Raw genomic sequence first — 14,728 nt, 5'->3', positions numbered from 1 at the left:
CGGGCGGACGGCTCCGACGGCACGGACGGCCGGTGCGGGTCAGGAACGCACGAGCAGTTGGAACTCGAAGGAGTAGCGGGACGGCCGGTAGGTGTGCGTGCCGAACTCGACCGCGCGCCCCGTGTCGTCGAACGTGGTCCGTTCCATGGTGAGCAGGGGGGCGCCCTCGTCCTCGCCGAGCCGCTCGGCCTCGTCGGCGGTGGCGGCCCGGGCGCCTATGGACTGGCGGGCGCTGTGCAGGGTGATCCCGGCGGCGCGCATCAGCCGGTACAGGCCGGTGGCCTCCAGCGGCCCGGTGTCCAGGTCGACGAGACCGGGCGGCAGGTAGTTGCACATGTACGCCATCGGTTCCCCGTGCGTCAGCCGCAGCCGCTCCACCCGGTGCACGTCGCTCCCCTCCGCCACACCGAGCGCGGCGGCGACCTCGGCGGTCGCGGGGACGACGGCGTTGACCAGGACCTTCGTGGCCGGGCGCTGCCCCGCCGCCTCCAGGTCGTCGTAGAGACTGCTGAGCTCCAGGGGGCGCTTAACCTTGCTGTGCACGACCTGGGTGCCGACGCCGCGGCGGCGCACGAGCAGGCCCTTGTCGACGAGCGACTGGATGGCCTGTCGGACGGTGGGGCGGGACAGGCCGAGCCGCGCGGCGAGCTCGATCTCGTTGCCCAGCAGGCTGCCCGGGGTCAGCGCGCCGCGCTCGATCGCCGCCTCCAGTTGCTGGGCCAGCTGGAAGTACAGCGGCACGGGGCTGCCGCGGTCCACGCTGAGCTCCAGCGACACGGTCGGGTCCACTTCTGGTTTCGGCACGGGCCGAGCGTAGCTCCGCGCGCTGTTGACGGGAAGTCGTGTAGTCCGGTTGTCAGGACATACACGTTGACACTGCGCGAGCGGTGAGCCCACCTTGATCCCATGCGCATCGGGGTCATCGGTACGGGCCGCATCGGCACCGTCCACGCCAACACGCTCAGCCGCCACCGCGACGTCGGGTCCCTGATCCTCACGGACGCCGACCCCACGCGGGCCCAGGAACTGGCGCACCGGCTGGGCGAGACGGCGGCGCCGGGCGCGGACGAGATCTTCCGGTGGGGCGTGGACGCGGTGGTGATCACCACGACGACGTCGGCCCACGCCGAACTGATCGGCCGGGCGGCGCGCTCGGGACTGCCGGTGTTCTGCGAGAAGCCCATCGCGCTGGACCTGAGCGGCACCTTGCGGGTGATCGCCGAGGTGGAGGCGGCCGGCACGGTTCTGCAGATGGGCTTCCAGCGGCGCTTCGACGCCGGTTACACGGGAGCCCGGCAGGCGGTGCGGTCCGGGCGGCTGGGCCGGCTGCACACCGTCCGGGCGGTGACGAGTGACCAGGCGCCGCCGCCCGCGGAGTACCTGCCTCGGTCCGGCGGGCTCTACCGGGACACGCTGATCCACGACTTCGACGTCCTGCGCTGGGTGACCGGGCGGGAGGTCACCGACGTGTACGCCGCCGGGTCGGACGCCGGGCCGCCGATGTTCCGGGCGGCGGACGACGTGGACACGGGCGCGGCCCTCCTCACCCTGGACGACGGCACGCTCGCCACGGTCACCGCGACTCGGCTGAACGGCGCGGGGTACGACGTCCGCATGGAGCTGGCCGGGGAGCTGGACCAGATCGTCGTCGGCCTGGACGACCGTACGCCGATCGCGTCGACCGAGCCGACCGGGCCGCCGGCCGCGGACAGGCCGTGGACCGGCTTCGTGGAGCGCTTCGGTCCGGCCTACGAGGCGGAGCTGCACGCGTTCGTGGAGGTCGTGCGCGGCGAGCGGGGCAATCCGTGCGACGGGCGCGAGGCGCTGCGGGCCCTGCGGATCGCCGAGGCCTGTGAGCTCTCCCGGCGCGAGCGCAGACCCGTACGGCCGACGGAGGTCCCGGGGGCCGCGGCGTCCGCGGCGGGCTGAGCGGACCGGCGGCACCGGACCGCGAGCCCTCACGCCGGGTGAGCGGCGCCGGCGGCGGGAGCCTCAGTCCCCGCCCACACCCTCCTCGTCCAACAGTCCCGCGTCGTACACCAACAGGGCCACCTGGACGCGGTTGTCGAGATCGAGTTTGGCCAGGATGCGGGAGACGTGGGTCTTGACCGTGGCCACGCTCATGAAGAGTTCCGACGCGATGGCGGCGTTGGCCAGGCCCCGGCCGACCGCGACGGCGACCTCGCGCTCGCGTTCGTTCAGGGCGGCGACGCGCGTACGCGCGCGTGCGCGCCGCGTGTCGGCCGCCGTACCGGCCGCGTGCTTCATCAGCCGCCGGGTCACGGCGGGCGACAGGACGGGGTCACCGGCCGCGACCCTGCGCACCGCGTCGAGGATCTCCGCGGGCGGGGTGTCCTTGAGGACGAACCCGGCGGCGCCGGCGCGCAGGGCCCGCAGCACCTGCTCGTCCGCGTGGAAGGTGGTGAGCACGACGACCTGGGGTGCCTCCGCGCGGCCCCGCAGCCGCTCGGTGGCCGTCAGCCCGTCCACCACCGGCATCCGGATGTCCATGAGGACGACGTCCGGGCGGGTGCGGTCGACGAGGGCCTCGACCTCCTCGCCGTCGGCGGCCTCACCGACGATCTCGACGTCGTCGGCGCCGCCCAGCATGAAGGACAACCCGGCCCGCACCAACGGGTCGTCGTCGACGAGGAGCAGTCTGATCGCAGTCATGGCCCCTACGTAATCACGCTTGCCCAAGGCCTACTTCGGCCCTGTCGCGACGGGCACCCGCACGCGGGGCGCGGCTCACGCCCACGGCAGCCGGGCCCGTACCTCGAAGCCGCCGTCGCGGGTGGGGCCGTGGTCCAGGGTGCCGCCCGTGAGCATGGCGCGCTCGGTCAGTCCGATCAGACCCTGCCCGGATCCCGGCACGTGGGGCACCTCGCCCTCGGGCGGCGCGTTGCGCACGGAGACGGCGAGACCGTCGCCCGGCGCTCCGGTGACGCAGACGGCGACCTCGGTGCCGGGGGCGTGTTTGCGCGCGTTGGTCAGCGCCTCCTGGGCGATGCGGTAGGCGGTGCGGCCCACGGAGGCGGGGACGGCGTCGGGGTCGGTGACGCGGCCGGCGAGGGTGACCTTCATGCCGGCCGCGCGGGACTCGGCGACCAGCGCGTCGAGCGCCGCGAGCGTCGGCTGGGGCCGCCCGGCGTCGTCGGACTCCCCCGCCCGCAGCACGCCGATGATCTCCCGCAGGTCCTGGAGGGCCTCGTGCGCGCTCTCACGGATGACACCGGCCGCCCGCGCGACCTCCTCGCGGGACGCGTCGGGCCGGAACTCCAGGGCGCCCGCGTGCACGCTGAGCAGCGTCAGCCGGTGGGCGAGGACGTCGTGCATCTCCCGGGCGATGGCCTCGCGGGCCAGCCGTTGCGCCTGCTCGGACCGCAGGCGTGCCTCCGCCTCGGCGTGCCGGGCCCGGTCGCGCAGGCTGAGCAGCAGCCGGCGCTTGGCGCGGGCGAGCAGGCCCCAGCCGACGACCGCGAAGGTGAGCAGTGAGCCGATGGCGATCGACGCCAGGTAGGGCACGCCGGGTTCCGGGTGCATCCAGTAGAACAGGGGCTGTGCCAGGAAGCCGGCGCCCCCCACCCAGGCCACGTACCGGACCGGCCGGTGCACGGCGAGCGTGAAGAGGGAGGCGAGGGCGGCGCCGCCCGCGGTGACCGAGAACAGGGAGACGGGCACCATCGCCACGGCCAGCCCGACCGGCCACCGGCGCCGGAGCCAGACGGCGGCGCAGGCCAGGGCGCCGATCACCTGGTCGGCGGCCTGCATGGCATCGGAGAGGCTCGGCTCCTGGTCGAGCGCGTCGGCGGACAGCAGCCCGATGCCGACCGCGAGCAGGAAGCACGTGAAGTCGACGATCCAGTCGCGCGCGGTGCGCCGCGGGCGTCCGCCGGGCCGCTCGGACCGCGGGTACAGGTCCTCGACCACCGCCGCGGGCAGCACCCAGCGCCGCCCGGCGTACGCGGGGAATGTCGTGGCCTGCTCGTCACTGTTCACAGTCGACAAATCTACTCAGCTCAGGTGAGCGCGTCCCGGGGGAGGACGGGATCACCGACCGAAGTCGCGCAGCCGGCGACTTTCGGCGCGTCGGGTCGCACCCGACGCAGCCTTCGGTCGGACAGGCCTCGCCCCGCGGCCGATGTGGGTGGGGGGTCCGCGGGGCGAGAGTCGGCGGCATGAAGCGATTGCTGGAGTTCCTGGGCCTGCTGGCCGTGGTGCAGGGCGTGGCGGGCCTGGTGCACGAGTTCACCGACTGGAACTGGGGCGTGGTGCAGCGGCTCGGCCTCCTGGACGGCTACGAGGTCTACGCGAGTGTCGCGCTGCTCGTCCTCGGCGGCGCGCTGTTCGCCGCCGCCGAGAGCCGGAAGTCCGGGTGAGCCGAGGGTCCGCACCCGGTGGCAGCGGCCTCAGCAGCCGTGGTCGACGAGGTCGAACGAGGCGTAGTGGTCGGCCGTGTAGTAGTCCTCCCGGTAGGCCTCGCCGGTGACGATGCGGCGGGCACCGCGCGTGTCGGAGCCCGGCGTGATCACCGTGTACTCGTGGTAGTAGCCGGTGGACCGGTCGGGCAGGATGCCCTCCCGGTTCTGGAAGACGGTCCCGTCCTGCTCGAACGGGTAGGGGCCGCCCTGCTCGATCAGGTCGAGCGTGTCGTGCGCCTGGGAGGGCAGGTCGCTGTAGCAGATGTCGCCGACCGCGGCGGTGGAGGCGCCCGCCGGGGTCGCGGAGACGGTGCCGCCCACGAGGAGGGCGGACAGGGCTGCGGCTGCTGCGCCGAGCCGAGCGGCGCGTGGGGGGAATCGCATGCCCTCATGATGACGCGCGTAGAGGGTGGCATGTCAATGACAAGACCGTGGAGTTTCCCGGTACGTCCTATGTGTTTTCGGCGAGTTGACCTGCCGCCGCCCCTGCCCCGCCCCCCGGGGCGGCGGCGACACGGACTCGGGCCCGTTCAGGCGCCCTCCGGCAGCTCGAACGTGCCGTACTCGGGGCGCCCGGCCAGGTCGTACGACTGGATGGAGACCCCGGCGGCCGTGACGCGCCCGCCGGTGTGCCGGAAGGCGGTCGGCAGGGCGCCCTCCGCGAAGAGGCGGCGCCCGGCGCCGAGCACCACGGGGAAGGCCGACAGGTGGACGGTGTCGACGAGGCCGAGCGCCAGCAGGGACCGCGCGAGGGCTCCGCTGCCGTGCACCTGGAGCTCCCCGTCGGTGCGCTCCTTCAGCGCGGTGACCTCCTCGGCCAGGTCGCCGTGGAGCACGGTCGTACCCGCCCAGCCGGGGTCGGTGAGGGTGGCGGAGGCGACGTACTTCGGCAGACCGTTCAGCCGGGAGGCGACGGGGTCGTCGGGGTCGGTGATCTTCGGCCAGTAGGAGGCGAAGATCTCGTACGTGCGACGGCCGAGGAGGAACGCGCCCACGCGGCCGAAGACCTCGCCGACGAACCGGCCGAAGTCCTCGTCCGCGTACGGGACGGTCCAGCCGCCCTGGCCGAAGCCGTCGCGGGTGTCCTCCCCGGGTCCACCGGGGGCCTGGTGGACCCCGTCGAGGGTGAGCATGGCGGTGAGTACGAGTTTGCCCATGACGGGTGCCTGCTTTCCGGTGTGCGGGGGTTCGCTGTCATCGGTACGGACTCCCCCGGCGCCGGCGACTCATCGGTCAGGTCGACGTCCGTTCGCCGCCAGCGCGCCCGGGCCGGGCCCGGTGGGATGGACGCATGGACAAGAACGAGAACACGAACTCATGGGCTCCCGTTGCGGCACCGCTGGCCGGCCGGACGGCCCTGGTGACCGGCGGCAGCCGCGGCATCGGTGCGGCGACCGCGCTGCGGCTGGCGCGGGAGGGCGCGGACGTGGCCCTCACGTACGTGAACGGCAAGGACGCGGCGGAGGACGTCGTGCGGGCCGTCGAGGCACTGGGACGCCGGGCGGTGGCCCTGCGGGCGGACTCCGCGGACGCGCAGGAGGCTGCGGGGGCTGTGGAGCGTGCGGCACAGGCCCTCGGGGGTGGCCCCGACGTGCTGGTCAACAACGTGGGCCTCGGCCTGCTCGGCCCGCTGGAGAGCCTGTCGCTCGCCGATGTGGACCGGCTGCTGGCCGTGAACGTCCGCGGCGTCTTCCTCGCCTCGCAGGCTGCCGCGTCCCGGATGGCGGAGGGCGGCCGGATCATCACCGTCGGCACCTGCATGACCCAGCGGGTGCCCGGCCCCGGCGGCACGCTGTACGCCATGAGCAAGTCGGCGCTGGTCGGGCTGACCAAGGCCCTGGCCAGGGAGCTGGGGCCGCGCGGGATCACGGCGAACATCGTCCACCCGGGACCGATCGACACCGACATGAACCCGGCGGACGGTCCCTACGCGGACGGGCAGGCGGCCATGACGGCGCTGGGCCGTTTCGGTACGGCGGAGGAGGTGGCGTCCACGGTGGCCTACCTGGCCGGTGCCTCGTACGTCACCGGCGCGGAGTTCGCGGTGGACGGCGGCCACGCGGCGTAGCACCACGCCGGGCTCCCCCTGCCCGCGGGGCACTCGGGCCTCCACGCACCGCGGAGCGCCCGGCTCCGGGCACCGGGCCCCCACGCGCGGGGGCGCCCGGCCCCCGCGGGCGCTCGGGCCTCCGCCCGCGCGGGGCACATCGGCTCCAGGCCACTCCGCCCGCTGGAGCGGCCTGCCGGACTCCCCCGCGTGCGGGGGCACGCCGCTCCCGGGGCGCAAGCACCGACTCCCGGCCGCGGGCTCGACGCTCGCGGGGCACACGGTATGGGGGTGAGGCCTCGCACGCCGCGCACCACCGGGCCCCACGCGCACGCCGCGCACCGCCGGCCCCCACGCGCGCGGGGCGCACCGTTGCTTCCGGCCGGTGCGCCCCGCGGTTGGCATGAGTGGGGGTCAGCCGCCCAGTTCCTGGTGGCGGGCGGCCAGGCGGGTGGCGCCGTCCTCCGTCAGGGAGCCGAACAGGCGCAGGCGGGAGATGCCGCCGTCGGGGAAGATGTCCACGCGCGCGTGGGTGCCGACGGCCGGCTCGGGCAGGACGAAGCGGTGGTTGGTGTCGGGCTGCATCCGGGTGCGGGGCAGCACCTCGCGCCACTCGCCGGCCCCCTCGGCGTCGACGTCCTTCACCGACACCGACGCCCAGCCCGCCGAGTTGCCCTTCAGGTACGCCGTGTCGATCTCGATCGCGCGGATCCGGGAGCGGCCGACCAGCCGGTAGCTGATCCAGTCGTTGCCCTGGTCGCGGCGGCGGCGGGTCTCCCAGCCGTCGTCCATCTTGCGGGAGCGGCCCGGCTGGATGGTGTTGGTGGCCGGCGAGTAGAAGCGGTCGGACGCGTCCTCGACCTGTCCGCCGTTCTCCAGGGCGACCACGTCGAAGGTGCCGAGGGCCGCGAGCCACGCCGGGTCCGGGACGACCTCGCCGTGCACGCGCAGACGGGCGATGCCCCCGTCGGGGTGCTGCCTGAGCCGCAGGTGGGTGAAGCGCTGCTCGGCGGAGACGGCGAAACCGTTGGCCGCGTGGCCGCCGACCGGGGTGCGCGGGACGAGGGTCGTCCACTTCACGTCGTCCGCGAGCAGTTCCTCGGGCGACGGGGAGCCCTCGACCGAGGCGCCTTCCACGGAGACGGCCTGCGGGTAGTTGCCGCGGAAGTGCGCGGTGTCGACGACGATGCCGCGGATCACGCCGGGGGCGCCGAGGCGGATCAGCGCCCAGTCGTGGTCGTCCTCGGTGGGCCAGGGGTGCTCGGCCGACGCGCCGCGGCGCCGGCGGGTCTCCCAGCCGTCCATGACCTTGCCCTTGTGCCCGAAGTGCTCGGGGTCGAACTCGGCGCGCTCGGGGACCAGCAGGTTCTCGCGCTGGGCGAAGAACTCGTCGTTGGCGGCGACGACACCGGCGCCGAGTCGCCGGTCGGCGAGGTTGGCGTACTGGGTGAAGGGGAGGTCGGCGGCGCGGTAGTCCGCGTACGGGTCACCGCCTCCGTAGGGGTTCGCGTCGCCGGTGAAGCTGGCCAACGAGGAGTTCTGCTGGGCCGTCACGGTGATCAGGTGTTCCTTTCGGGGTCGTTCGACGTGAGGGGGATGGTTCAGAGGTCCGGACGCTTCAGGTCCGGGTGAGGAGCTGTCCCTTCGGCTCGGTGAACGCGCCGTCCGCCACGATGCGCCGGCCGCGCAGCCAGGTGGACTTCACGACGCCGTACAAGGTCCTGCCCGCGTACGCCGTGACGCGGTTGCGGTGCTGGAGGGCGGCCGGGTCGACGGTGAACGTCTCGTCGGGGGCGAGGACCGCGAAGTCGGCGTCGTGCCCCGCCGCGATGGCGCCCTTGCGGCCGTCGAGCCCCACCAGCCGCGCCGTGCGCGCCGACATCCAGCGCACGACGTCCTCCAGGCCCAGGCCGCGCTCGCGGGCCGCGGTCCACATGGCCGGCAGGCTCAGCTGGAGGCCGGCGATGCCGCCCCAGGCGGTGGCGAAGTCGTCGGTCTTGAGGTCGGCGGTGGACGGCGAGTGGTCGGTGACCACGCAGTCGATCGTGCCGTCCGCCAGTGCCTGCCAGAGCAGGTCCTGGTTGGCGGCCTCCCGGATGGGCGGGCAGCACTTGAACTCGCTCGCGCCGTCCGGCACCTCCTCGGCGGTGAGGGTGAGGTAGTGGGGGCAGGTCTCCACGGTGACCCGCACACCCTCGGCGCGGGCCTCGGCCAGCAGCGGCAGGGCGTCGCTGGAGGAGAGGTGCAGGACGTGCACGCGCGCGTCGAACCGCTTCGCCTGTGCGACGAGGGCCGCGATCGCGGTGTCCTCGGCGTCGCGCGGGCGGCTGGCGAGGAAGTGGGAGTACTTCGGGCCTCCCTGCTGCGGGGCCGCGGCCAGGTGGTGAGGGTCCTCGGCGTGCACGATCAGCAGGCCGTCGAAGGCGGCGATCTCCGCCAGCGACCGGGCGAGCTGCTCCTGGTCGAGGTGCGGGAACTCGTCGACGCCCGAGGGGGACAGGAACGCCTTGAAGCCGAAGACCCCGGCCTCGTGCAGGGGGCGCAGGTCCTTGACGTTGCCGGGCAGGGCGCCGCCCCAGAAGCCGACATCGATGTGGGCCTTGTCGGCGGCCACCTCGCGCTTGGTCCGCAGGTTCTCGACCGTGGTGGTGGGCGGGATGGAGTTCAGCGGCATGTCGACGAGGGTGGTGATGCCGCCGGCCGCCGCGGCCCGCGTGGCGGTCCAGAAGCCCTCCCACTCGGTGCGGCCGGGGTCGTTCACGTGGACGTGGGTGTCGACCAGGCCGGGCAGGACGACGTGGTCACCGACGTCCTCCAGCCGGGCGCCCGCCGGGACGGGAGCGTCGTACGGCAGGACGGCCGCGATCCTCTCCCCGGTCACCGCGATCGACGCGGCGCGCGTCCCCTCGGGAGTGACGACACGCGTCGAGCGCAGCACCAGTTCAGCTTCGGACACCCCGGCCCCTCTCTCCGCCTGCGTTTTCAACGTTCTGTTGAAGGAGTCTTCATTCCCGGTTCCGCGCCGTCAAGAGGCACCCTTCGCGCGGGCACGCCCGACGAACCCGCCCTGGACGTTTCCACAAAGCGGAATTAAGATTCCAGCAAGCAGAACGTAGCTACGCACAAGCCGGGAGTCAACCGGCCGCCGGGTACGCTTCTTTCCTCCCGCCAGCCTCGAAAGGAACGTGCCGTGCCGACGTCCAGCGCCAGCACCACCGACTCCGCCAGGTCCGCCACGGGCGGCGTCCAGTCCCTGGAGCGCGCCTTCGACCTGCTCGAACGGATGGCGGACGCGGGCGGCGAGGTCGGTCTGAGCGAGCTCTCCGCGAGCAGCGGACTGCCGCTGCCCACCATTCACCGCCTGATGCGCACGCTCGTGGCCTGTGGGTACGTACGCCAGCAGCCCAACCGCCGGTACGCCCTCGGTCCGCGCCTGATCCGGCTCGGCGAGTCCGCCTCCCGGCTGCTGGGCACCTGGGCCCGTCCGCATCTGGCCCGCCTGGTCGAGGAGACCGGCGAGACGGCGAACATGGCGCTGCTCGACGGGGACGAGATCGTGTACGTCGCGCAGGTGCCGTCCAAGCACTCGATGCGCATGTTCACCGAGGTCGGCCGGCGTGTCCTGCCGCACTCCACGGGCGTCGGCAAGGCGCTGCTGGCGGACTTCCCGGCCGACGAGGTGCGGGCCCTGCTGGGCCGGACCGGCATGCCGGCCGCGACCGAGAAGACGATCACCACGCCGGACGACTTCATCGCGGCGCTGGAGGACGTGCGGCGCCAGGGCTACGCGATCGACGACAACGAGCAGGAGATCGGCGTCCGCTGCCTGGCCGTCTCCGTGCCGGACTCCCCCACCGCCGCGGCCATCTCCATCTCCGGCCCGGCCGGCCGGGTCACGGAGGCGGCCACCGACCGGATCGTGCCGTTGCTCCAGCAGGTGGCGGCCGAGCTGTCGGAGGCCCTGCTGACCTCGAACGGCAACCCGGCCGCGTGACCCGCGCCCCGGCGGCAGGGCTCAGCGCCGCCGCGGGTCACCGAGGAGCTCCACGGCGTGCCGGACCTCCGCCAGCCCTTTCGACAGGGCGCTGACGGAGCCGATCGCGCCGGCTATCAGCAGCAGCGAGCGGTGCAGTCGCGACACCTCGGGGACACCGTGCGCCGCCATCGCGGCGAGGTCGGCCAGTTCGTCCTCGGCTGTCGCCCGGTCCCGGAAGTCGGCGGGCAGCAGGGCGAGTTGGCGGCGCAACCGGGACACCGCGGTCCGCAGTGCCGCCACCCTCACGTCCTCGTCGCCGACGGTCGCGCACCCCTGCCCCAAGCTCCGCAACACGGCCCTCCCCCTCGCACCCCGCTGTGCGCCCCTGCATGGTGAACGTGCCGACGTCCCTGCGCGCTGGTCAAACGCCGGGGACGCCGGCCAGTAAACGCCACCCGGCGGCGGGCGCGCCAGCGGGCGGAGAGAAATTCAGCCCCCTGAAAACCGGCGCACGCCGGAGCGTTCGCCGGGCGGTCCGGTATGCAGGACGCATGACGGACAACGAAGACCAGGTGGCGGGGCTGCTGCTCGCCGCCGGGGGCGGACGGCGGCTCGGCGGACGGCCCAAGGCACTGCTCGAACACCGCGGACACCCGCTCGTCGAACACGCGGTCGCCGCGTTGCGCGCGGCCGGGTGCGCCCGCGTGCACGTCGTCCTGGGGGCGCGCGCCAAGGATGTACGGGCGCGGGCCGCGCTGAACGGCTGCGTCGTCGTCGACAACCCCGACTGGGAGCAGGGCATGGGCTCGTCCCTGCGGACCGGGCTCGCCTCGCTGGCCGGAACCGGGGCACGGGGGGCGCTGGTCTCGCTGGTCGACCAGCCGGGCATCGGCGCCGAGGCGATGGCCAGGGTGCGCGCCGGACACCGGGACGAGACGTCACTCGTCTCGGCGGCATACGCGGGCGTGCGCGGGCATCCCGTCCTGCTCGGCGCCGCCCACTGGGCGGGCGTCGCGGCGACTGCCACCGGGGACCGGGGGGCACGCGCCTATCTGCGGGAGCACGAGCGGGACGTCACGCTCGTGGAGTGCGGGGACGTGGCGCGACCGTACGACATCGACACCGAGGCCGACCTGGTCCACCTTGAGTGAGGGAGGTGGCACCGAGCGCCACCTTCCCTCGACCCGGAGAATCTCGACATCAACAAAACATTGAAGTTCCACGATGAGGAAACTACTATCCACTGACCAGAAGCACCCGGCCGCATTTCGGGTGCGCGACGCCCCCTACGTGCCCGCTGGCACCCGGTGCCACCGCTGAAGGAAGTGACAGCTCATGTCCGCACCAGCGCCGTCCCCGCTGGCCATCGTCGACGCCGAGCCCCTGCCCCGGCAGGAGGAGGTCCTCACCGACGCGGCGCTCGCCTTCGTGGCCGAGCTGCACCGGCGTTTCACGCCCCGGCGTGACGAGCTCCTCGCCCGCCGTGCGGAGCGCCGCGCAGAGATCGCCCGCACCTCCACGCTCGACTTCCTCCCCCAGACCGCCGCCATCCGCGCGGACGACTCCTGGAAGGTGGCCCCGGCCCCGCCCGCGCTCCAGGACCGCCGGGTGGAGATCACCGGCCCGACCGACCGCAAGATGACCATCAACGCCCTGAACTCGGGCGCGAAGGTCTGGCTCGCCGACTTCGAGGACGCCTCCGCCCCCACCTGGGAGAACGTCGTCCTCGGCCAGCTCAACCTGACCGCGGCCTACACCCGCACCATCGACTTCACCGACGAGCGCACCGGCAAGTCGTACGCCCTGCGTCCCGACGAGGAGCTGGCGACGGTCGTGATGCGCCCGCGCGGCTGGCACCTCGACGAGCGCCACCTCCAGGTGGACGGCCGCCCGGTCCCCGGCGCCCTGGTCGACTTCGGCCTGTACTTCTTCCACAACGCCCAGCGCCTGCTGGACCTCGGCAAGGGCCCGTACTTCTACCTGCCGAAGACGGAGTCGCACCTGGAGGCCCGCCTCTGGAACGACGTCTTCGTCTTCGCGCAGGACCACGTCGGCATCCCGCAGGGCACCGTCCGCGCCACCGTCCTGATCGAGACGATCACGGCCGCGTACGAGATGGAGGAGATCCTCTACGAGCTGCGTGACCACGCCTCCGGGCTGAACGCCGGCCGCTGGGACTACCTGTTCTCCATCGTCAAGAACTTCCGTGACGGCGGCGGGAAGTTCGTGCTCCCGGACCGCAACGCGGTCACGATGACCGCCCCGTTCATGCGGGCGTACACCGAACTCCTCGTGCGCACCTGCCACAAGCGCGGCGCGCACGCGATCGGCGGTATGGCGGCGTTCATCCCGTCCCGCAAGGACCCCGAGGTCAACAAGGTGGCCTTCGAGAAGGTCCGCGCCGACAAGGACCGCGAGGCCGGCGACGGTTTCGACGGCTCCTGGGTCGCCCACCCGGACCTGGTGCCGATCGCCATGGAGTCCTTCGACAAGGTCCTCGGCGACAAGCCCCACCAGAAGGACCGCCTGCGCGAGGACGTCGACGTCAAGGCGGCCGACCTCATCGCCATCGACTCCCTGGACGCCAAGCCGACGTACGCGGGCCTGGTCAACGCCGTCCAGGTCGGCATCCGCTACATCGAGGCGTGGCTGCGGGGCCTCGGTGCCGTGGCCATCTTCAACCTGATGGAGGACGCGGCCACCGCCGAGATCTCCCGCTCGCAGATCTGGCAGTGGATCAACGCGGAGGTCGTCCTGGACAACGGCGAGCAGGTCACCACCGAGCTGGCCCGCAAGGTCGCCGCCGAAGAACTGGCGGACATCCGCGCCGAGATCGGCGACGAGGCCTTCGCGGCCGGCAACTGGCAGCAGGCCCACGACCTGCTGCTGACGGTCTCCCTCGACGAGGACTACGCCGACTTCCTGACGCTGCCGGCGTACGAGCAGCTGAAGGGCTGACGCGCGGTACATGCGAGGACTCGCCCGCGCCCCCGGTGCCGTACGGCGCCGGGGGCGCGGGCGTGTGTCACCCCAGGTGCACGGACCAGTCCTGTTCGGCGGGCGGCTTGCCGTGCAGGTCCGGGACCCGTTTCAGCCAGTCGGGACGGCCCCGCTGGGTACGCGCCGCCCGGGCCGCGTTCTCGGCGGCGAGTTCCTCACGGCTCGGGAAATCGGTGGGCAGCCAGTCCTCCGAGGCCCGTACGCGCGCGTGCAGGTACCCGGCGTAGGCGGCGCGGACCTCGTCCGGCGTGTCGAAGCCGGCCTCGCAGGTCAACCAGGACTCCGGTACCCGCGCCACCACGTCGCGCAGCAGTTCCTCGGTCACCTTCGGCGCCAGCTCGGCGTCGGCGGCCCGCACGTCGGGCGCGTGGTGGCCGAGGGCGTGGTGGCGGAAGTCGTACGCCTTCTCCGGCGCGGAGGCGTCCCAGCGGTGGTGGAAGACCAGGGCCGCCCCGTGATCGATGAGCCACAGGCGCGGGGGCGCGGTGCCGAAGGTGGGCCAGACCATGAGGTTGGAGCTGTGCACCGTCCGGTCCACGTTCACGGTGAGGGCGTCCAGCCAGACGACGCGGCCGGCCTCCTCCGGGTCCACCGGGAACGACTTCGCGACGTCGGGCGTGAAGTCGGCGCCGCCCGACAGGTAGTCCATGCCGAGGTTGAGCCCGGCGCTGGCATTGAGCAGGTCCCGCACCTCCTGGTGCGGTTCGTCGGCGGCGATCGCCGGGTCGAAGTGGGCGAGGACCAGCTCCGGCACCCGAAGCCCCAGCTCCCGCGCCAGCTCCCCGACGATCACCTCGGCGACCAGCGCCTTGCGGCCCTGCGCGGAGCCGGTGAACTTGACGACATAGGTCCCGAGGTCGTCGGCCTCGACGACGCCGGGGACGGAACCACCGGAGCGCAAGGGTTTGATATAGCGGGTCGGAGTGACTTCTCTCAAGAACTTCGAAGTCCCTGTCACGTAATCACCTTAGATTCCACACCCACCTCCGAGGTGTTGCATTCCGGAGAAGCAGTCCGCCGATGACGGGGCGCCCCGCGCTTCCGGCCTCCGGTATGAAGTGAACATAGTAGCCAAGCGTGACAGCCGGAGAGGAATGCCCGAGCGCCCGACGGTCGGAGAACAACGTGGTGCGGAGAGGAGCCGGCACCGGCGCCCCTGGTGAGGACGGTGCGGCCGGCAGGGGACGGCACCACCCGCCGACCGGACAGCGGGTGCCCCCTCCCCCTGCCCGTCTGCCCCCCTGCCCGTCTGCGCCCCTGCCCGTCTGCCCCCCTGCTACAGAG

Annotated in this window: 15 protein-coding genes; 6 read left to right on the top strand and 9 right to left on the bottom strand. The window is 73.1% G+C overall.

The features are described from left to right. Nucleotides 1-39: 39 nt before the first annotated feature. Nucleotides 40-777, bottom strand: coding sequence for a GntR family transcriptional regulator (locus tag KUM32_RS19520; RefSeq protein WP_217143232.1), 738 nt, complete (start codon nucleotides 775-777; stop codon nucleotides 40-42). A 129-nt stretch (nucleotides 778-906) separates the two neighbouring features. Here KUM32_RS19520 and KUM32_RS19515 point away from each other — a divergent pair, with 129 nt between their 5' ends. Next, nucleotides 907-1,929, top strand: coding sequence for a Gfo/Idh/MocA family oxidoreductase (locus KUM32_RS19515; RefSeq protein ID WP_217143213.1), 1,023 nt, complete (start codon nucleotides 907-909; stop codon nucleotides 1,927-1,929). 63 nt (nucleotides 1,930-1,992) lie between these two features. Here the strand turns inward: KUM32_RS19515 and KUM32_RS19510 are convergent, their stop codons facing one another. Both KUM32_RS19510 and KUM32_RS19505 read right to left on the bottom strand, forming a co-directional pair. After that, nucleotides 1,993-2,673 carry a response regulator transcription factor gene (locus tag KUM32_RS19510; RefSeq protein WP_217143212.1) on the bottom strand — a complete coding sequence of 227 codons (681 nt, stop codon included), beginning with the start codon at nucleotides 2,671-2,673 and terminating at the stop codon, nucleotides 1,993-1,995. A 75-nt stretch (nucleotides 2,674-2,748) separates the two neighbouring features. Continuing rightward, the gene (locus KUM32_RS19505) at nucleotides 2,749-4,008 is read right to left on the bottom strand and encodes a sensor histidine kinase (protein ID WP_217143211.1); all 1,260 of its coding nucleotides are present in this window, start codon (nucleotides 4,006-4,008) and stop codon (nucleotides 2,749-2,751) included. A 170-nt stretch (nucleotides 4,009-4,178) separates the two neighbouring features. Between KUM32_RS19505 and KUM32_RS19500 the strand changes: the two genes are divergently transcribed. Further along, complete coding sequence (locus KUM32_RS19500; protein ID WP_217143210.1) at nucleotides 4,179-4,379, top strand: hypothetical protein; 201 nt, start codon at nucleotides 4,179-4,181, stop codon at nucleotides 4,377-4,379. Between the two features lie 30 nt (nucleotides 4,380-4,409). Here the strand turns inward: KUM32_RS19500 and KUM32_RS19495 are convergent, their stop codons facing one another. Further along, nucleotides 4,410-4,805, bottom strand: coding sequence for a ribonuclease domain-containing protein (locus KUM32_RS19495; RefSeq protein ID WP_217143209.1), 396 nt, complete (start codon nucleotides 4,803-4,805; stop codon nucleotides 4,410-4,412). A 146-nt stretch (nucleotides 4,806-4,951) separates the two neighbouring features. Continuing rightward, nucleotides 4,952-5,578 carry a dihydrofolate reductase family protein gene (locus tag KUM32_RS19490; RefSeq protein WP_217143208.1) on the bottom strand — a complete coding sequence of 209 codons (627 nt, stop codon included), beginning with the start codon at nucleotides 5,576-5,578 and terminating at the stop codon, nucleotides 4,952-4,954. Nucleotides 5,579-5,712: 134 nt separating this feature from the next. Here KUM32_RS19490 and KUM32_RS19485 point away from each other — a divergent pair, with 134 nt between their 5' ends. Next, a complete protein-coding gene (locus KUM32_RS19485) occupies nucleotides 5,713-6,489 on the top strand; it encodes an SDR family oxidoreductase (protein ID WP_217143207.1) in 777 nt (258 codons plus the stop codon). 393 nt (nucleotides 6,490-6,882) lie between these two features. Here KUM32_RS19485 and alc read toward each other — a convergent pair whose 3' ends face one another. Together alc and allB are read right to left on the bottom strand one after the other, a co-directional pair. After that, nucleotides 6,883-8,022 carry an allantoicase gene (gene alc, locus KUM32_RS19480; RefSeq protein WP_217143206.1) on the bottom strand — a complete coding sequence of 380 codons (1,140 nt, stop codon included), beginning with the start codon at nucleotides 8,020-8,022 and terminating at the stop codon, nucleotides 6,883-6,885. Nucleotides 8,023-8,086: 64 nt separating this feature from the next. Beyond that, nucleotides 8,087-9,424, bottom strand: a complete 1,338-nt coding sequence (allB, locus tag KUM32_RS19475) for an allantoinase AllB (RefSeq protein WP_217143205.1) — start codon at nucleotides 9,422-9,424, stop codon at nucleotides 8,087-8,089. Nucleotides 9,425-9,658: 234 nt separating this feature from the next. Here allB and allR point away from each other — a divergent pair, with 234 nt between their 5' ends. Continuing rightward, complete coding sequence (gene allR, locus KUM32_RS19470) at nucleotides 9,659-10,462, top strand: allantoin degradation transcriptional regulator AllR (protein WP_217143204.1); 804 nt, start codon at nucleotides 9,659-9,661, stop codon at nucleotides 10,460-10,462. 21 nt (nucleotides 10,463-10,483) lie between these two features. Here allR and KUM32_RS19465 read toward each other — a convergent pair whose 3' ends face one another. Then, nucleotides 10,484-10,798 (bottom strand): DUF5955 family protein, encoded by a 315-nt coding sequence (locus tag KUM32_RS19465; protein ID WP_217143203.1) that lies wholly within the window; start codon nucleotides 10,796-10,798, stop codon nucleotides 10,484-10,486. Nucleotides 10,799-10,995: 197 nt separating this feature from the next. Between KUM32_RS19465 and KUM32_RS19460 the strand changes: the two genes are divergently transcribed. Together KUM32_RS19460 and aceB are read left to right on the top strand one after the other, a co-directional pair. Continuing rightward, entirely contained in the window at nucleotides 10,996-11,595 is a 600-nt protein-coding gene (locus tag KUM32_RS19460) for an NTP transferase domain-containing protein (protein WP_217143202.1), read from the top strand. Nucleotides 11,596-11,779: 184 nt separating this feature from the next. Then, entirely contained in the window at nucleotides 11,780-13,402 is a 1,623-nt protein-coding gene (gene aceB, locus KUM32_RS19455) for a malate synthase A (RefSeq protein ID WP_217143201.1), read from the top strand. A gap of 67 nt (nucleotides 13,403-13,469) precedes the next feature. On the opposite strand, the gene KUM32_RS19450 is transcribed toward aceB, so the two are convergent. After that, complete coding sequence (locus KUM32_RS19450) at nucleotides 13,470-14,402, bottom strand: HipA family kinase (RefSeq protein WP_308408681.1); 933 nt, start codon at nucleotides 14,400-14,402, stop codon at nucleotides 13,470-13,472. Nucleotides 14,403-14,728: the final 326 nt, after the last annotated feature.

This window comes from Streptomyces sp. AC627_RSS907, from assembly GCF_019049165.1.
Note: the sequence above shows the minus strand (reverse complement) of the source record. Positions and strands in the feature narration are given on the sequence as shown.

Coding starts and splice junctions, on each gene's coding strand:
- KUM32_RS19490 (WP_217143208.1), bottom strand. CDS start 5,578: ATGGGCAAACTCGTACTCACCGCCATGCTCACCCTCGACGGGGTCCAC.
- KUM32_RS19515 (WP_217143213.1), top strand. CDS start 907: ATGCGCATCGGGGTCATCGGTACGGGCCGCATCGGCACCGTCCACGCC.
- aceB (WP_217143201.1), top strand. CDS start 11,780: ATGTCCGCACCAGCGCCGTCCCCGCTGGCCATCGTCGACGCCGAGCCC.
- KUM32_RS19500 (WP_217143210.1), top strand. CDS start 4,179: ATGAAGCGATTGCTGGAGTTCCTGGGCCTGCTGGCCGTGGTGCAGGGC.
- KUM32_RS19495 (WP_217143209.1), bottom strand. CDS start 4,805: ATGCGATTCCCCCCACGCGCCGCTCGGCTCGGCGCAGCAGCCGCAGCC.
- KUM32_RS19460 (WP_217143202.1), top strand. CDS start 10,996: ATGACGGACAACGAAGACCAGGTGGCGGGGCTGCTGCTCGCCGCCGGG.
- KUM32_RS19485 (WP_217143207.1), top strand. CDS start 5,713: ATGGACAAGAACGAGAACACGAACTCATGGGCTCCCGTTGCGGCACCG.
- KUM32_RS19510 (WP_217143212.1), bottom strand. CDS start 2,673: ATGACTGCGATCAGACTGCTCCTCGTCGACGACGACCCGTTGGTGCGG.